General features: G+C 59.7%; 14 protein-coding genes. 7 read left to right on the plus strand and 7 right to left on the minus strand.

Annotation, left to right across the window (positions count from 1 at the left end; all coding sequences use genetic code 11):
* Positions 1-25: 25 nt before the first annotated feature.
* A complete protein-coding gene (gene purL / locus ABEB25_RS09110) occupies positions 26-2,338 on the minus strand; it encodes a phosphoribosylformylglycinamidine synthase subunit PurL (RefSeq protein WP_425572006.1) in 2,313 nt (770 codons plus the stop codon).
* Between the two features lie 301 nt (positions 2,339-2,639).
* On the opposite strand from purL, the gene ABEB25_RS09115 reads away from it, so the two are divergent.
* From ABEB25_RS09115 to ABEB25_RS09125, 3 genes are all read left to right on the plus strand, one after another.
* Complete coding sequence (locus ABEB25_RS09115; RefSeq protein WP_345736076.1) at positions 2,640-3,968, plus strand: ankyrin repeat domain-containing protein; 1,329 nt, start codon at positions 2,640-2,642, stop codon at positions 3,966-3,968.
* 200 nt (positions 3,969-4,168) lie between these two features.
* A complete protein-coding gene (locus ABEB25_RS09120) occupies positions 4,169-4,696 on the plus strand; it encodes a peroxiredoxin (protein ID WP_345736077.1) in 528 nt (175 codons plus the stop codon).
* Positions 4,697-4,771: 75 nt separating this feature from the next.
* Entirely contained in the window at positions 4,772-5,299 is a 528-nt protein-coding gene (locus tag ABEB25_RS09125; protein WP_184209840.1) for a carboxymuconolactone decarboxylase family protein, read from the plus strand.
* 139 nt (positions 5,300-5,438) lie between these two features.
* On the opposite strand, the gene ABEB25_RS09130 is transcribed toward ABEB25_RS09125, so the two are convergent.
* Positions 5,439-5,831 (minus strand): hypothetical protein, encoded by a 393-nt coding sequence (locus tag ABEB25_RS09130; RefSeq protein ID WP_345736078.1) that lies wholly within the window; start codon positions 5,829-5,831, stop codon positions 5,439-5,441.
* 102 nt (positions 5,832-5,933) lie between these two features.
* The gene (locus ABEB25_RS09135; protein ID WP_425572007.1) at positions 5,934-7,307 is read right to left on the minus strand and encodes a replication-associated recombination protein A; all 1,374 of its coding nucleotides are present in this window, start codon (positions 7,305-7,307) and stop codon (positions 5,934-5,936) included.
* A gap of 105 nt (positions 7,308-7,412) precedes the next feature.
* On the opposite strand from ABEB25_RS09135, the gene ABEB25_RS09140 reads away from it, so the two are divergent.
* Positions 7,413-8,489, plus strand: coding sequence for an ABC transporter ATP-binding protein (locus tag ABEB25_RS09140; RefSeq protein WP_345736079.1), 1,077 nt, complete (start codon positions 7,413-7,415; stop codon positions 8,487-8,489).
* Positions 8,490-8,521: 32 nt separating this feature from the next.
* Positions 8,522-9,346: an ABC transporter permease gene (locus ABEB25_RS09145; RefSeq protein ID WP_345736080.1), complete on the plus strand. Its 825-nt coding sequence runs from the start codon at positions 8,522-8,524 to the stop codon at positions 9,344-9,346.
* A 272-nt stretch (positions 9,347-9,618) separates the two neighbouring features.
* On the opposite strand, the gene hisD is transcribed toward ABEB25_RS09145, so the two are convergent.
* The 4 genes from hisD to ABEB25_RS09165 all read right to left on the minus strand — a co-directional run bounded on the left by hisD (position 9,619) and on the right by ABEB25_RS09165 (position 14,603).
* Positions 9,619-10,905 carry a histidinol dehydrogenase gene (hisD, locus tag ABEB25_RS09150; RefSeq protein WP_345736081.1) on the minus strand — a complete coding sequence of 429 codons (1,287 nt, stop codon included), beginning with the start codon at positions 10,903-10,905 and terminating at the stop codon, positions 9,619-9,621.
* 84 nt (positions 10,906-10,989) lie between these two features.
* Positions 10,990-11,376, minus strand: coding sequence for a hypothetical protein (locus tag ABEB25_RS09155; RefSeq protein ID WP_345736082.1), 387 nt, complete (start codon positions 11,374-11,376; stop codon positions 10,990-10,992).
* 6 nt (positions 11,377-11,382) lie between these two features.
* Entirely contained in the window at positions 11,383-12,522 is a 1,140-nt protein-coding gene (locus tag ABEB25_RS09160) for a lactonase family protein (protein WP_345736083.1), read from the minus strand.
* 194 nt (positions 12,523-12,716) lie between these two features.
* A complete protein-coding gene (locus ABEB25_RS09165; protein ID WP_345736084.1) occupies positions 12,717-14,603 on the minus strand; it encodes a DNA topoisomerase IV subunit B in 1,887 nt (628 codons plus the stop codon).
* A 281-nt stretch (positions 14,604-14,884) separates the two neighbouring features.
* Between ABEB25_RS09165 and ABEB25_RS09170 the strand changes: the two genes are divergently transcribed.
* Entirely contained in the window at positions 14,885-15,649 is a 765-nt protein-coding gene (locus ABEB25_RS09170; protein ID WP_345736085.1) for a hypothetical protein, read from the plus strand.
* A complete protein-coding gene (locus ABEB25_RS09175) occupies positions 15,646-17,625 on the plus strand; it encodes a hybrid sensor histidine kinase/response regulator (protein ID WP_345736086.1) in 1,980 nt (659 codons plus the stop codon). The genes ABEB25_RS09170 and ABEB25_RS09175 overlap by 4 nt, the downstream gene beginning before the upstream one ends.
* The last annotated feature ends 91 nt before the right edge of the window (positions 17,626-17,716 follow it).

Below are 17,716 nucleotides of genomic sequence, written 5' to 3' on the forward strand. Positions count from 1 at the left end.
GGCAAATCTTCAGGTCAAACAAGGATCAATAATACTGCACGAGACCGTTCTGCCAGATGGGCTTGAGGTCGGCGATGGCGGCGTCGATGAGGGTGGTGCCACGGTTGGTGACGTGCAGCCAGCGTTCGCCGGTGCTTTCACCAATGAAGACGGCACCCGCTGCGCGGACGGCTTCGACGTGCTCCGGGGCGACTTCGATGAGGAAGCGGCCGGGAGTTTCGCCAAAGAGGATCTCGGCGGTGGTGCAGTCCTTCGTGGCGGGGAAGTTTTCCAGCTCGATTTTCACACCGCCTTTGCCGCTGAAAGCGAACTCGGCCAGGGCGACGGCGAGGCCGCCTTCGGAGAGATCGTGGGTGGCCAGGATGGCACCTTTTTTCACCAGTTCGTGATACTTGCCGTAGTTGGCCCAGGTCTCGGTTTCGCTCCAGGTCGGGGCTCCGTTGAGGCCAGCACCCTGGGTGTATTTGGCGAAGACGCTGCCGCGCAGACCGGGGGTGGTTTTGCCCAAGATGGCTAGCTTGCTACCCACACGGCGCAGGGAGGAACCGATGACGTGGGAGGCATCTTCCACGACACCGAAGCCGCTCACCAGCAAGGTGACGGGGATGGAGACCGGACCTTCATCGGTGATGAAGTAATTGTAGAAGCTGTCCTTACCAGAGACGAAAGGCGCGCCGTAGGCCAGGGCAGATTCCGCCATGCCTTTAGTACACTCGATGAGGGCACCCAGCTCTTTTTCGTTGTCCGGGTTGCCCATGCAGAAGTTATCCAGAATGGCGATGCGCTCAGGATTCGCTCCCATGGCGACGAGCTGGCGGACGCACTCGTCCACACATGCACGGCCCATGGCGTGAGGGTCGGTCTTGCCCCATTCAGGAAGCAAGGCGCAGGAAAGGGCGACGAGCTGGTTGCTGCCATCCACCTTGATGACGGAGCCATCCTGGGGGGCATCGCCACTGGCACCGGCCAGCGGTTTCAGGACGGTATTGCCCTGCACTTCATGGTCATACTCGCGGATGATGGGCTCGCGGGAGACAATGGAGAAATCACCCAGCACGGTCTTCAGCACCTGGGTCCAGGATTCTGGACGAACGGCCACCTTCGGCGGCAGGGAGGCAGGCTGGCGCCACTGAGCTTTCATCTCACGGCGTGGGGCCCCGTGCAGCTTATCCACCGGCAGGTCGCACACGGACTGGCCGTGGTGCCACACCTTCAGGCGCTTCAGGCCATCGGCCTTGGCGAGGACAAAAATCTCGGTCTGCCAGGTATCGGCGATCTTCTGGAGGGCGGGCAGGTTGTGCTCTTCCACAGCCAGCACCATGCGCTCTTGAGACTCTGAAATGAAGACCTGCCAGCTTTCCAGGCCGGGCTCCTTCAGGGGGCAATTTTCCAGCCACACTTCCCCGCCCACTTCGCTGAGCATCTCGCCAGCCGCGCTGGAGAAACCACCTGCGCCGCAGTCGGTCACGAACTCGATGAGGCCGGCCTCACGGGCTGCGAGGACAAAGTCCGCCACCTTCTTTTCTTCGATCGGGTTGCCGATCTGCACCGCTGTCTGGTCTTCCTCATGGGAATCCGTGGTCAGCTCGGCCGAGGAGAAGGTCGCGCCTTTGAGGCCGTCCTTACCCGTGCGTCCGCCAGCTGCGATGAGCAGGTGGCCTGGCTTCACTTCCTTGGCGATGTCCTTGATCGGGATCACCCCAGCGGTGCCGCAGAACACGAGGGGATTGTAAATGAAGGTGTCGTCAAATTGGATGGCACCATTGACCGTCGGGATGCCCATGCGGTTGCCGTAATCACGCACGCCGCGCACCACGCCCCGCATCACGCCCAGGGGGTGGATGACGTCCTTGGCCTTCAGGTCTTCCTGTTTGGTGTCTGGTGGGCCAAAGCAAAATACGTCAATCGAGGCCACGGGCTTGGAGCCCTTGCCTGCACCCAGGATGTCGCGGATCACCCCGCCCAGGCCCGTATTGGCACCGGCGTAGGGTTCGATGGCGCTTGGGTGGTTGTGCGTTTCCACCTTCAGACACACGGCCTGGTTGTCGTCCAGCTTCACAAAACCCGCGTTATCCACAAAGGCGCTGAGCACGAAGTCAGGCTTATCCGCCATGATCTTCTCCGTGACGTTGCGGATGTAGGTCTTGAAAAGGCTATCCACCACTTCGTCCTGACCGTTCAGGGTGTGGGCGATTTTGGCGTTGAAGATGCGGTGCTTGCAGTGCTCCGACCACGTCTGGGCGATGACTTCCAGCTCCACGTCGGTGGGGTCGCGACCTTCGTCATTGAAGATCTGCTGCACGGCCTGCATGTCCACCTTGGAGAGGGAGAGCTTCATCTTCTTCGACAGGTCGAGAAGCTGGTCAGCAGAGAGGTCACGAACAGAGATCGTGCGGAAAACTGCGCGTTCAGTGCGCGGCGCGGAGGAGGAGTTGGCTTGCAAGGTCTGAGGACGGTTTGGTTCCCCATTGGTTTTGGCGAGGAAACCGGGCGGGTCAATGGCGGAGGTGCCGAGACCATCAGGGGATTCCGCCGCTTTCCCGGCTTTTCACAAATGAACCCTCAAGCATTCACCGAAAATCTTAGGAATGCACCTGCCTTAGAGACATTCATGTGAGACTTATTGGCGTTTTAAAAACATGAACTATTCAGAAGCATCACATGACATTGCAGAGATCCTCGAAATTTTTGCCAGATACAAAAGCCAGCGTCCCGAAAGAATGGTGGACTCTATGCATTATGGCTTTGCGTTGCGCTATCACGGAATGTTTGACCGAGAGGGGCTGCCGGAATCGCTCTTGCAACTGGAGAGCTCGGTAGGAGGGATTGGCAAGGATGAGCTGTCCCAAATCACGCCTCTGTTGGAAACACATGCCTGGAGAGTAGGCTGGATGCAGATGCGCACTTTGCCTACGCGGGTCTGGACAGACCTATCACCCAAAGCCCGCGCACGTTATCTCGCCGGGTTTTCTTATAACCTGAGTTCTTCTTCGAACTCGCCTGATATAAATGCTGTCATTTCTGGAGACATCCTCCAGAAACTCGCGGCAGCATCCTTGGATGCCGAGTGCACGGCAGAAATCGGGGCCAACGCGATCCGCTCAAACTGCCTTGACGTCGTCAAAGCGGTGCTGGTCCATCGCAATTTTGATCCCGACGGCCATGTGTGCCGAAACCCGGAGAATTCTAATCAAAACCATTTCGCCCAGCAGCTATCCAGCCTCAGCACCCGAGTCCTCGATGTCCTGCTAGAGGCTGCGGTGCGCTGCCAAAAGCCCGAGGCCGCCAGGATCCTTCTTGATCTTGGTGCCAGTCCAGATCTTCCCTGCTGGAATCTGGAGAGAAGCTTCAATGATTGGTTCAGTTTGCTGTCTTTTTCTCTGGATGGGATGAACCAGACGGACGGGGATGCCCCGATGGCCCTCGTTGATTTACTCCTGGAATATGGGGCTAATCCACAGGGGCTGGAATGCGAAGGGAAAAACAATCCCTTGATCCATGCCATTTATCGCAATCATTGGGAACTGGTGGATCGGCTTTTGGAGCTGGGAGCCCGTTTTGACGGAGGGATGGACGAGACAGCCAAGCGCCTTCGGGCGGAACCTTCTCGGATGTATTATTCCCAGGCGGATCTCGATTGGGTGACCCAGGCCCTAGGCCCCCTGATTCCTTTGGTGAACTTTTGGGAAGTTCCCTGGTTTTTCAAAGGCCATGCCCAAGGCGGATACCATCGCACGTTCCTTTCCTACTTTCTGAAAGACAACGAGCTGCCGATGTTAAAAAAATATGTCGCACGAGGCCTGCCCACGAAACTCACGTCCACGATCGTCTTGGACATGGTGAAAGGCGGCTACTGCCAGGCTTTGAGTTATCTCCTGCGCGACAATCCCAATCTGCCTCAAGTCCTGTCGCGGATCTGCGAACGTAGGCCAGATTTTTGTAGCCCAAAATTGTCAGATATCCAATAGCTGAGAGATCCTCGCCCCGCCGTTTCATTGATGCAGAAAGCCACGGCGGGCGCTGGATCAAACAAATTGAAGTTGGCTAGAAAGCAGCTAGGGAAAAGCTTGGCTACCCCCTGGGCCGCAGATCGCCAAGCCTCTCCCGAGGCTGCATCTGCCCAGGGATCCGCCATTCCTCCCCCCCCATCCAGATACCCAAACTCCCCATGCTTACCATCGGTCATCCGTTCCCAGAATTCCGTTCCAAGGCCTGCAATGGCGTCACCAACGACGACATCATCGAAATCACCAACCAGTCCTACCCCGGCAAGTGGAAGTTCTTCCTGTTCTACCCGAAGGATTTCACCTTCGTGTGCCCCACGGAGTTGGTGGAATTTGGCAAGCGCGTGCGGGATTTCGCGGATCGCGATACCCAGCTCATCGGTGGCTCCACGGACAATGAATTTTCCCATCTGGCCTGGAAGCAGTCCCGTGAAGATCTGGCCGCGCTGAAGTATCCCCTCATCGCCGCGCAGAAGCTGGCTGGTGACCTGGGCATCCTGGATCCCGTGGAGCACGTGTGCCTGCGCGCCAGCTTCCTGGTGGACCCGAACGGCGTCATCCAGTGGGTGAACGTGAACAATCTCTCCGTGGGCCGCAGCGTGGAAGAAGCCCTGCGCGTGCTGGATGCCGTGCAGTCCGACGAGCTCTGCCCCTGCAACTGGAAGAAGGGTGAAAAGACTCTGACGGTCTAATTTCACCCTTTTTGTTAGCTCAAAAACCTCCTCGCGGGGCTGGTGCATCCGGCCCCGCCTTTCTTCCTTTTTCCCATGTCCCAAATTGACGCTCTTCGCGACAAAATGCCCGATGCCGCCAAGGATCTGCGGCTGAACCTTCAGGCCGTCCTCCGGCCCGAAAACCTCACCTCGGATCAGGTCTGGGGCATTGCCCTGGCCTCCGCCTACTTCATCAACAACGCCGAACTGCGCGAAGCCGTCTTGGCCGATGCCCTCGCTGCGGGCCTCAACGAGGACTTTGTGGATGATGCCAAAGCCTCCGCCTCCATCATGGGCATGAACACGGTGTACTACCGGTTCCGCCACCTGGTGGAAAAAGAAAGCTACGCCACCCTGCCCGCCCGCCTGCGCATGCTCCGGATGGGCCAGCCGAAGACGGACAAAGCCACCTTCGAGCTCATGTCCATGGCCTGCGCCGCCCTCGCCGGCTGCGGCATGTGCATCCAGGCACACGAGGCCACGCTGACCCAGCATCAGGTCTCCGAAGCCGCCATCCATGACTCCGTCCGCATCGCCGCCGTGCTGCAAGGCACCGTCGTGGCGCTGGGGATTGGGGTATAGGGAATTTCTCAAGTGATGCGGGCACTCCTGCCTGCAATCAAGGCCTCGTGCGCAGTTCGACGCCCACGAAGAATTGCAGGCAGGAGTGCCCGCATCACTTGGTTAGACCTTTGAAGGAGACTCGATGCCCCGAAGCCAGTTACTTCCTCTTTGCACGCAGTTCGCTTTCGATCTTCATCACGGGATCAAAGCCGTGTTTGGCTTTGAGATGATCAATGACCGTCTGACGATAGGCGCGGTCAAAGTCCACCCGAGGGCCAATCATGCAGCCTGAAAAGGCGACGGTGATCTGATACCTCTCTTTCGCCACACGGCTGAGTTCGGCATCCGTCGGCGAAGGTATGCCGCCGATTTCATATCGGACGATCCCCTGGGCGATGTCCTTGCGGGCGGCAGCTTCCCCCGCAGAGGCTTCTTTACGGGCTTTCCATTTTGCGAATAGCTGGCCATGAGACTCTTGAGGGATCGCCAGGCAAGCGAATACGGTCACCATCAGAGCGAAGACCTTGATCGGCATTTTCAGGATATTCATGGGGGGTTTTGAGATTGAGTTCTTGGTGCACACAGCACAACGGCGAGAAATACCATTTCTTGGGGATGCGGCACTTTGCCTCAAATCCGTCTGATAGCCACCCTACTTTTGGTTAGTCTCGCCAGACTCCCCAGCCTGCTTTTCCCACTGCTGCCGGTAGTGATCCAGGCGTTCTTTGATGCGGCCTTCGAGGCCGTTGGTGGTGGGGTCGTAGTATTGTTTGCCGCCCTCCAGGCAGCGCTGGGGGACGAAGCCGCCTTCGAAGTCGTGGGGGTAGAGGTAACCTTCGCCGTGGCCGAACTGTTTAGCGCCTTTGTAGTGGGCATCGCGCAGGTGTTTGGGCACAGGGAGGGTGCGGCCGTTTTTGACATCTTCGAGCGCGGCGTTGATGGCCATGTAGGCGCGGTTGCTCTTCGGAGCGGTGGCGATGTAGATGACGGCGTGGCCGAGGATGATGCGTGCCTCGGGCATGCCGATGACCTCCACAGCCTGCTGGGCGGCCACGGCCACGCGCAGGGCATTGCTATCCGCCATGCCCACGTCTTCACTGGCGGCGATGACGATGCGGCGGGCCAGGAAACGGATGTCTTCCCCAGCGTAGATCATTTTGGCCAGCCAGTAGATGGCGGCATCGGGATCGGACGCGCGCATGGACTTGATGAAGGCGCTGGCGGTGTCGTAATGCGCGTCGCCATCGCCATCATAGACCACGGTTTTTTGCTGCACGGATTCCTCCGCCGCCTGGAGGTCAATGGTGACGCGGCCCTCGGCATCGGGCGTGGAGGAGAGGACGGCCAGCTCCAGAGCATTGAGGCATTTGCGGGCATCGCCATCGGCCACGGTGGCCAGGTGCAGGCTGGCCTCGGGCGTGAGGGTGGCGTTCCATTTGCCCAGGCCGCGCTCCTCATCGGTCAGGGCGCGCTGCATGAGAATCTGGAGGTCTTCGATACCCAGGGGCTCCAAGGTGAAGACCTGGGAACGACTGACGAGGGGGCTGTTGACGTAGAAGAAGGGATTGTGCGTGGTAGCGCCGATGAAGCGCAGCGTGCCGCGCTCCAGATGCGGGAGGAGGACGTCCTGCTGAGCTTTGTTAAAGCGGTGGATCTCATCCACAAACAGCACGGTGCCCTGGCCGGTGAGCTTCTTCAGCTTCAGCGCGGCATCGGCTTCTTTGCGGATGTCGGCCACGCTGCTTTCCACGCCGCTAAGGGTGACGAAACGGGCCTTGGTTTCCTGGCTGATGATGTGGGCCAGGGTGGTCTTGCCCACACCTGGCGGGCCGTAGAGGATGATGGAGGAAAAACGGTCTGCCTGCACGGCGCGGCGCAGCAGCTTGCCCTCGCCCAGGATGTGGCCCTGCCCGGTGTACTCCGCCAGCACGCGCGGCCTCATGCGCGAGGCCAGGGGGGCATCTGGCTGCGCATCCACGACGGTGCCGGAGGCTTCGGCGGGGGCTTGGAAGAGATCTTCGCTCATGAAAAAGTTTGCGATGGTTGGCAGTTGTTTGCCGTCGTTGACGATGGTTTCTTTAAAGCCAGTGCCAACTACTGCAATCCTTAGACACCAACTGCCAGCCATTCTGTGAACGATTTTCTCTCCATCGAAAAAGTCTCCAGGCACTTCGGCCCGCTGCGGGCAGTGGATGGGGTGACTTTGCAGATCCGCCAAGGGGAGATCTTTTCTCTCCTAGGGCCCAGCGGCTGTGGCAAAACCACGCTGCTGAAGATGCTGGCCGGGTTTGAGAAACCGGACGCGGGACGGCTGATCCTAAATGGCCAGGACATCACGGATCTGCCACCGGAGCGGAGGCCCGTAAACACGGTGTTTCAAAACTACGCGCTCTTCCCGCACCTGAGCGTGTGGGAAAACATCGCCTTCGGGCTGCGGATCGCAGGACGGCCCAAGGCAGAAATCACCGCCGCCGTGGAGCGGATGCTGGCGATGATCCAGCTAGGTGATCATGCGAAGAAAAAACCCGCCCAGCTCAGTGGCGGGCAACGCCAGCGCGTGGCCATCGCCCGGGCGCTGGTGAATGAACCCAAACTCCTGCTGCTGGATGAGCCCCTGGCGGCGCTGGATCTGAAACTGCGGCAGCACATGCTGGCGGAGCTGCAGGCCATCCATGCCCAGGTGGGCACCACCTTCATCTACGTGACGCATGACCAGGGGGAGGCCCTGAGCCTGAGCCACCGGATCGCGGTGATGGAGGCAGGCAAGGTCTCGCAGGTGGACAGCCCACGAGGCCTGTATGAGGCCCCCGCCACCAGCTTTGTGGCCGGGTTCATTGGCGATGCCAATTTCCTCGAAGGTCGTGTGGAAGAGCCACTTTCCCATGGAAGACTGCGCGTGACGGTGGCGGGACTGGGCAGCCTCATCGTGACGGGTCACTCCACACTTTTGGTTGGGCAAACCGTGCGCGTCATGGTGCGGCCCGAGCGGCTGCACCTCAGCCTGGAAAGGCCCACCCTAGCCGCTGGCGAAAACCTCTTCTCCACCCGGATTGAAGCCGTCACCTACTTCGGCCCTCATGCAAAGGCTCAGGTGCGCTGCGGCCCACACGCGCTGCATATCCAGCAGCCCACTGGGAAGACTATGTTAGCGGCGGATACGGAAGCGTGGCTGCACTTTGAACCTGAGGCCGCTCGAGTGGTGGATTGAGGAAAGATCCCGCCGAAAAACTGTCTTTACCCATGAAATCCCGCCGCGAACTCCTGCTCACCCTGCCCTCTTTGGGCTGGCTGCTGGTGTTCTTTGCTTTGCCCTGTGTGCTGATCTTGGGGCTGGCATTTCGGGCCAGTGATCTGCGAGGTGGTGTGGGCGATGCGTGGTCCCTGGAGACGGTGAAGTCTCTGGCGGACAGTCAGTATCTACCTGTGGTATGGAAGACACTCTGGATGAGTGTGGCGACGACGGCGTGCTGCCTAGCCCTGGCACTTCCCGTAAGCTGGGCGCTGGCGCGCATGGGGGCTTTTTGGCGGCAGATCGTGCTGCTGCTGATCATCGTGCCTTTTCTGACAAACTTCATCATCCGCATCTTTGCGTGGCGCTCGCTGCTGCATCCGGAAGGGATCATCAAGCAGGCGCTGGTGTGGCTGCACCTGGCCACGGAGGACACGCTTTTACTCAACAATGCCGGGGCGGTGCTGCTGGTGATGGTCTATACCCAACTGCCCTTTGCCATCTTGCCCCTGTATGCAGCGGCGGAGAAATTTGACTTCACACTGGTGGATGCGGCGCGGGACCTGGGGGCCTCCACATGGCAGGCGTTTCGGAAGGTGTTTTTGCCAGGCGTCCGGCAGGGGTTGATCTCGGCCATTGTCATCGTGTTTGTCTGTTCCCTGGGGCAGTATGTGATTCCCAAATACGTGGGCGGCACGGGCGATGAGATGATCGGCAACAAGATCGAACAGCGCGCCTTCAGTGATCGCAACCTGCCGCTGGCAAGCGCGCTGTCGGGGGTGTTGTTGCTGGCGGTGCTGGTGCCCACCTTGTGGTTAGGCCGGAAGCGTGAGTGAGGTGGCTGGTGAGGGCAAGGCCGCACGCATTCTGGCCACCTGCTGGTGCAGGCAACTACTCACAAACCCCACCTGCTGGCGCAGGCAGCTACTCCAAACCCCACCTGCTGGTGCAGGCAGCTACTCCAAACCTCACCTGCTGGCGCAGGCGGCTACTCCAGACCCCACCTGCTGGCGCAGGCAGCTACTCCAACCACCACCTGCTGGCGCAGGCAGCTACTCCAACCACCACCTGCTGGCGCAGGCGGCTACACCCCAACCTTGCAGGGAACTTAGCGAGCGCGGATGGCGACGGATTCGCCGTGGGCGTCCAGGCCTTCGACAGCGGCGAAGGCGCGGACGATGGGCACGGAGGCGGTGACGCTGGCTTTGTCCAGACGGATGATGCTGGTGCGGCGCTGGAACATGTCCACGGTGAGACCGGGGAAAGATTTGCCCGCGCCACCGGTGGGCAGCGTGTGGCTGGGACCGGCGAGGAAATCACCCACGGCCACGGGGGAATCATTGCCCAGGAAGATGGCCCCGGCGGTGCGGATGAGGGGCAGGATGTCCCCTTCCCGTTCGGTGATGAGAGTCAAGTGCTCGGGCGCATAGGCATTCACCAGACGGGCACCTTCCTCCAGAGAAGGTGCCAGCAGGAGGAACACGCCTTTTTCCAAAACGGGGGTCAATTGCGCCTGACGGCTGAGCGTCGCGCACTGGCGGTCCACTTCAGCCACCACAGCATCCAAAAGGGCGGCATCGTCGGTGATGAAACCGGCTTGGCTGTCCTTGCCGTGCTCGGCCTGGGCCAGGATGTCAGCAGCGATGAAGGCGGGATTTCCGGACTTGTCCGCCAGGATGAGGACTTCGCTAGGCCCAGGCAGGAGGTCAATGGACACGACGCCGAAGGCCTGGCGCTTGGCCTCGACCACAAAGCTGTTGCCAGGGCCGAAGATCTTTGCCACCGGGCGGATGGTTTCCGTGCCGTAGGCCATGGCGGCGATGGCTTGAGCCCCGCCAATTTTATAAACCTCCGTGGCACCGGCCAGTTTCAGAGCAGCCAGCAGGCCCGGATTCACCGTGCCGTCCTTGCCACAAGGGGTGCAAACAACGATCTCTGGCACCCCTGCCGCAGATGCTAGGGTGACGGTCATGATGGCGGTGGAAACCAGGGGAGCCGAGCCACCGGGGACGTAGCAGCCCACACGCTCAAAGGGGTGATACACCTCCCCGACCTGAGCCCCTTGCTCATTGGTGCCGGACCAGTCCTGGCGCAGGCTTTTCTGGGCAAACGAGAACACGTTCCGGTGGGAGGCGATGAGCGCCTGCTGTAAATCTGGGCTTGCTGTATTCCAGGCACCGGCCAGTTCATCCTGGGAAATGGCCAGCGTTTCAGGCGTCAGCGTGGCACCGTCAAACTTTTGGGTGAGCTCGATCAGGGCGGCGTCACCAGCGGTGCGCACCTGCTTGATCACGCCGGAAACGACCTCCTGCACAGCATCGCTGGCCTCAGCACGGCGATTCAGGGCGGCAGCGGTTTCCTGCCAGGTAGGGTCGGTGTGGCGAATGATCTTCATGGAACGTGTCTTACGTGCCATGGAGGCGGAAGGCGTCAAGATCAAGTCGCTGAGAGCGGCGGAGTCTGCTGCTTTCTGTCCTTTTCAGCCCAACTTGTCTTTCCACTGCTTGACCACGATCTCATAAAACTCATGCCCGGCGGTCACGACATCTGCCGCCATGTAAACCCAGCCGGGGAGAATAACGAAGGCACAGACGAGGGATGCCAGGCCGTTGCCCACCCGCCCATGGATCATCATCCGGATGGCCAGCGCGGTCACCACCAGGGCCACGCCCCCCACGATGTACCAGTTCCACGCAGCCAGCCCGAGCCGGGGCATGGCGATGACGACCATGCCGGCCACCATCACCGCCGTGGCCCAGCGATAGCTCGTCTGCGCCACCTGCGCATGATACTCGGCGAGGTTTTTCTCGCGTTCACGCTCCCGGGCATCGGGCCGATTGTCAGAGGAAAGGAAGGCACCACTCATACAACATTAATCCAGAGCGAGGAATCGAACGCAAACGGAGCCGCCGACATTCACTTTTTTGCCCGTGAAGGCCAGCTTGCCCGTCTCAGCATCCACCTTGAAAAGAGCTGCCGTGTTGCTGTTCTGGTGTGCGACGATCATCCACTTGCCGGCGGGATCGAGGTTGAAGTTGCGAGGGATCTGCCCCTCAGCCGAGGCATTTTGGATGAGGGTGAGTTTGCCCGTTTCAGGATCGCAGGTGAAGACGGCGATGGTGTCATGGGTGCGGTTAGAAACATACACGACTTTCCCGTTGGGGTGCACGACGGTCTCCGCCGTGCTGAAGCCTTCTTTGCCCCGATCTGCCTCCGGAAGGGTGGAAACGGTGGCGATCTCGCTCAGCGCGCCTTTCTCAGCATCGTAGGCAAAGGAGGTCACCGACATGAGCATCTCGTTGTTCACAAAGACGTACTTCCCGTTCGGGTGAAAGGCGAGGTGACGGGGGCCACTGCCTGGAGGCACGGTGCCATGACCATGGGCAGTCATCTTGCCTGTGGCGGGGTCGATTTTATAGATCAGCACCTTATCCAGCCCCAGATCACAGGCCAGGGCAAAACGGTTGTCCGGGCTGGGATTGATGCTGTGGCCGTGGGGACCAGCCTGGCGTTTGGCATTCACGCTGCCGCCCTCATGCTGTACAAAGGTGGCGGCCTCCCCCAGGGAACCGTCCAGCCCGAGGGCATAACTGGCCACGCTGCCGCCGCCATAGTTGGCGATCATGGCCATCTTGCCCGTGCGATCCAGGGAGACGTGGCAGGGCCCGGCACCCACAGAGGACACCTGGTTGATCGGGGTCAATTGGCCTTCCGGCAAAGCGATGCTGAAAGAGCTGACGCCTCCGGCTTTTTTATCGGCAGTGGGCATCTCCCCCACGGCATAGAGGTACTTTTTGCTGGGGTGAATGGCGAGGAAGCTCGGGCTGCCAGTTTCCACCGCCAGCTTCGGATCGCTGATCTCCCCGGTGCCACTGTTGAATTTGGAAACGTAGATGCCTTTGCTGCCGGACTTTGCATTCGTGTAGCAGCCGAAATAAACGAGGTAGTTGTCCCCTGCGATGGCGGTGGTGGTAAGGGCGGCAAAGAGAAAGGAAAGGGAGGCGCGGTTCATAAGGATCTGAATGAGCCTGAGGAAAACGCGGCCACAGGTCAAGCCCTCGCAAAAGAATGCGCGATGCCAGCTCTCAGCCTTTGGATGTCCTGCGCGGTGTCCCGTGGCGGCAGTTACAGGCTGCCGCCGTAGGAATGGCTGCAAAAAAGTAAACGCGGGGATAAGCCCCCCGCGCTGGGAACAGGAGGCGGAACCTACGCCGCCGCAGGCAGGGCACCGTCTTCACCATTGAAGTCCAGCTCCTTCTCCACACGCAAGTTGTCCACGATGTAAAGCTGGCGGTCGGGGGTGTTTTTCCCCATGTAGAAGGTGAGGAGTTCCTTGATGCTTTTGTGCTCGGGCATCATCACGGGTTCCAGGCGGATCTTGGGCCCGATGAAGTGCTTGAACTCATCCGGGGAGATTTCGCCCAAGCCTTTGAATCGGGTGATCTCGGCATTCTTGCCGCACTTGTGAATGGCGCGCTGGCGCTCCGCATCGCTGTAACAGTAAAAGGTGTCCTTCTTGTTGCGCACGCGGAAGAGCGGGGTCTGGAGAATGAAGAGGTGGCCGGCCCGGACGATGTCGGGGAAGAACTGAAGGAAGAAGGTGATCATCAGCAGGCGGATGTGCATGCCGTCCACATCCGCATCGGTGGCAAGGATGATTTTGTTATAGCGAAGGTCCTCGATGTTTTCATCAATCTGGAGGGCATTCGCCAGGAGGTAGAACTCCTCGTTCTCATAGACGATCTTGCGGCTGAGGCCAAAGCAGTTCAGCGGCTTCCCTCGCAGGGAGAAGACGCCCTGGGTATTCACGTCGCGGCTTTTGGTGATGGAGCCGGAGGCGCTGTCACCCTCGGTAATGAACAGGGTGCTTTCCTCGCGCTGCTTGTCCTTGGTGTCAAAATGGATGCGGCAGTCGCGCAGCTTTTTGTTATGCACCTTGGCCTTGCGGGCAGACTCACGGGCGGCTTTCTGGATGCCGGAGATCTCCTTGCGCTCCTTTTCATTGGAAAGGATTTTTTCCTGCAGGGCCTTGGCGATGTCAGGCTTCTTGTGCAGGAAGTTGTCCAGTTCCTTGACCACCGTATTGATGATATGGCTGCGCAGGTTGCGGCCATTGGGCTCCATGTGGGTGGATCCCAGCTTGGTCTTCGTCTGGCTTTCGAAGATGGGCTCCTGCACCTTCACGGAAACAGCCGCGATGATGCCGGTGCGGACGTCTCCAGGCTCGAACTGCTTCTTATAAAATTCGCGGCATTCCTGGACAATGGCTTCACGGAAGGCGGCCATGTGGGTGCCGCCCTGCGTGGTGTGCTGGCCGTTGACGAAGGTGTAGAACTCCTCGCCGTAACCCGTGCCATGGGTGAAGGCCACCTCCACATCCGTACCATCCAGGTGGATGACGGGATACTGCGGCTCCTCGGTCAGTTTGGCAGCGATGAGGTCGCGCAGGCCTTCCTTGGACTTGAAGCTTTCGCCATTGAGCTTCAGCGTCAGCCCAGGATTCAGCCAGGAGTAAAAGCGCAGCATCTCGCGGACGTAGTCCAGCTTGAAATGAACATGCGCGGTGAAGTTCTCCGTATCTGGCCGGAAGGAAATGCGGGTGCCATCGGCCTCTTCCGTCGCCTGGGGCGTCTTCATGTCCTTGCGGACGATGCCCTGGCTGAACTCCATAGCGCGGGTCTGGCCGGCGCGGAAGGCCTGGATTTTAAACTGGGTGCTCAGGGCGTTGACCGCCTTGATCCCCACGCCGTTGAGCCCCACGGAGCGCTTGAAAACTTCGCTATCGTACTTGGCCCCGGTATTGATCTGGGCGCAGCACTCCATGAGCTTGCCCAGGGGGATGCCGCGGCCGTAGTCACGAATGGTGACTTGGTGATCTTCAGTGATTTCCACCTCAATGAGTTTGCCGTAACCCATGACGTGCTCATCGATGCAGTTGTCGATCACCTCTTTGAGCAGCACGTAGATGCCGTCCTCGGGCTGGGAACCATCGCCCAACTTCCCAATGTACATGCCAGGCCGCAGGCGGATGTGCTCACGCCAGTCGAGCGACTTGATGCTGTCTTCAGTGTAATTGTGGGCAGGAGTGGACATGGGGATGGGCGGGGACTGAACGGGGCTGCCGAAAGATAAACGTGTGCTTCCTTGGTAAGGCGGATTGGCGGGGCGTCAAGACATGGCGAACTTTGGCCGCCGCCCTGACGGTAATACCACCTTTTTAAAAAACGGCTTTTTGCACGTTTTTAGCATGGTTTCCCGGTCATTCGTGCAGGATGCGGCTCCCCTTGGGATAGCGGATATTCAAAAAAAGTTTACTTTTCGTTGGAATATTTATGGAAATTTATATAAATTTACATAACAGTTACAAATTCCATATGACTTTCCCCTTCTCCCTTTTTGCATCACGCCGCCCCAGAGCTTCCCGCTCTGAGGTGGTGATGGAGGCGGGAGACGACTTCCAGGCCAAAGACGATGAGCGGCAGTCCTGGATCATGGATGAGCCTGCAGATTCCCTTTCCGATTCATCGCCCCCAGAGGTCTGCCAGGGGGGACTCGCAGCCCTGGCTGTGCAGCAAAGCGCCAGTGGTCCACTGGCTCCGCCCTCGCGTCGGTTGGCCAGTTGCATGGCCCCAGGCTCGGCCATTGCCGCCAGCCTCGCCTTGGCCACCCAAACTCCGGTGCCTGTCTCTCCACCCGTGGAATCTCCTCAGGTGGCGGTCCCTGCGACCCATCATTTTAATGCGGTGCAAAGCCTGCAAAGCCGGGACCTTGCCCAACTGCGGGTCGAGCTGGAAACAGAACTGGAGCAGATGCGGCACGACTTGTTTGGTGCCGCCATGGGCGTCAGCACTCTCAAAGACAGGCTGGACGGGCTTGAATCGTCCCAGGGGCCAAAGTCCGCCGTTCCAGAAGACATCTCGGCTAGCGGGATCGAACTTCTCGTCCAAAATTGGCTGGACGCTCATCTGTCTGCCCGTGTGGAGCAAGCAGTCCAGGCCACGCTCGACCAAGCTCTGCAACAGACGGTCAACCGGCTGAGCAGCCACGAATTTTTCCGCCTCACCGCCCCGCTGCCAGACTTCTGCGCGGAAACTTTCCTGTCCCAGCCTCCGCAGATTCTCTCCGCATCCCTCACATGAACTCCCTCCGAATCCGATTTCTACTCCCGCTCGTGCTGTTCGGCTTTTTACCCGCGATAGGGGCCGCACGCCTCATGGGTCATTCCCTGGAATGGTTTTTCGGCATGGAAGGGGTGCTGCTCGGCGGCGGAGTGCTGCTGGCCGCCTATCTCCTGAGTGGGTGGGTGCTCAAACCGCTGGCCTCGGTGATGAATGCCACGTCTTCGGTGCTGCGCGGGGTGCCGCCGACGAAAGAGATCGCCCAATGGCTGCCGGCTGATTTTTGGAAGCTGCGCTGCGACATCAACATGCTGTTTGCCAAGCATCGCCAGTCCCTAAACGCAGCGGAAACCCACGCCTGCCAGACGGCGCAGCGGCTGATGAATGCCGAGCGCCTGCTGAGGGAAGCCTTTACCGCCCTGCAAGGCATCTTTGCCGCCAGCGATGAAGGCGTGGCCGTTGTGGATTCCCAGGGCTCCATCATTGCCTCCAACAACAAGCTGGATGAATTCCTCGGCAAGCCGCTGGAAGAACTGGGTGGCCGCGATGTGAAGACCCTTTTGCAGGCCATGTCCGGCCGTTTTGCAGACGCTGAAAAAATGAGCCTGTGGCTGGGGCAGAGCCTCCAAGATCCGAATTTCCAGGACCAGGTGGAAGCGGACCTCGCGGGCAAAGACGGCCGCAACTACAGCGTGCGCACCGCCCCCATGAAAACAGACACCGGCGAGGTGATCGGCCGACTGTGGATGGTCCGCGATTGCAGCCAGATGCGCGGCCTGCAACGGCAGCTTCGGGAATCGCAAAAACTCGGCACGCTGGGGCAGCTCGCCGGCGGCATCGCCCATGACTTTAACAACATGCTCACCGCCATCCGCGGCAACCTGACACTGGCCGAACTGCAGCCCGCCTCCAACCAAAGCGAAGTACGCGAAAAACTGCAATGCGCCAACCAAGCTACCCAGCGCGCGGCGGACCTCGTCAAAAGCCTGCTGGGCTACTCACGCCGCAGTGCCGGGCAGAGCCTGCGCAAGGTCACCAACGTGAAAAAGCTGCTGGCGGAAGTGCAGACGCTTTTGAAACACAGCGTGGACCCTCGCGTGGACATCCGGGTGCGGGCAGGACTGGATGCCTCCTTCGTCATCTCGGACGCCACTCAACTGGAGCAGGTCATCCTCAATCTCTGCCTCAATGCACGTGATGCCCTGCCAGAAGACAAAGGCATCATCGAAATCGGCATCGAAAACGTCACCCATCGCAATCCGGCCGGCGACCAACCACCCGCCGAATTCGCCATGATTGTCGTGCGCGACAACGGCCATGGCATCCCTGAAGATGCCCGTGGTCGCGTTTTTGAGCCCTTCTTCACCACCAAGACCAACGGCAAGGGCACCGGCCTGGGACTGAGCATGGCGCAGGACATTGTGCGCGAGCATGGTGGCTGGATCGAATTTGACAGCATCGAAGGCCAGGGCACCGAATTTCGCATCTTCCTGCCCCGCACGACAGACCCCGAAAATGTGGAGGAAGAACCCGCCTTTGAGCCCCAGGTCGCCAGCACACCCGCTGGGCTGCGCGGAAACATTCTGGTGGTGGATGATGAAGCTCCTGTGCGCTCCATTGCCGTAAACATGCTGACCTTCCTGGGCTATCGCGTGCTGGAGGCCAGCGATGGCCAGCAGGCCCTGGACATCCTCTTCCGCAGCGGCGAACGCGTGGACGTGATGCTGCTGGACATCTACATGCCGAAGCTGAGCGGGCGCGACACCTTCAAGCAACTGCGCGCCGCTGGCCATGATGTGCCTGTGGTGGTGTGCAGCGGCTTTGTGATTGACCCCGATGAATTCGTGATCCTGGGCGAGGGCCGCAATCCCCCTGTGGACATCATGCTGAAACCTTACTCCCTGGATGGACTGAGCAAGTCGATGGCCAAGGCGATCAAGAACGCTCCTTCGCCCGACCAGTTTGCCCGCGAGATGAATCCGGTGATGTCGGCGTAAGCCCTTCACTTCAAGACAAAGGCACCCATGGATTTTCTCCATGGGTGCCTTTTCTTTTTTTGGGATTGGCGATCTGAAGAGGGATCAATGC

This window comes from Prosthecobacter algae (genome assembly GCF_039542385.1).
GTDB lineage: Bacteria > Verrucomicrobiota > Verrucomicrobiia > Verrucomicrobiales > Verrucomicrobiaceae > Prosthecobacter > Prosthecobacter algae.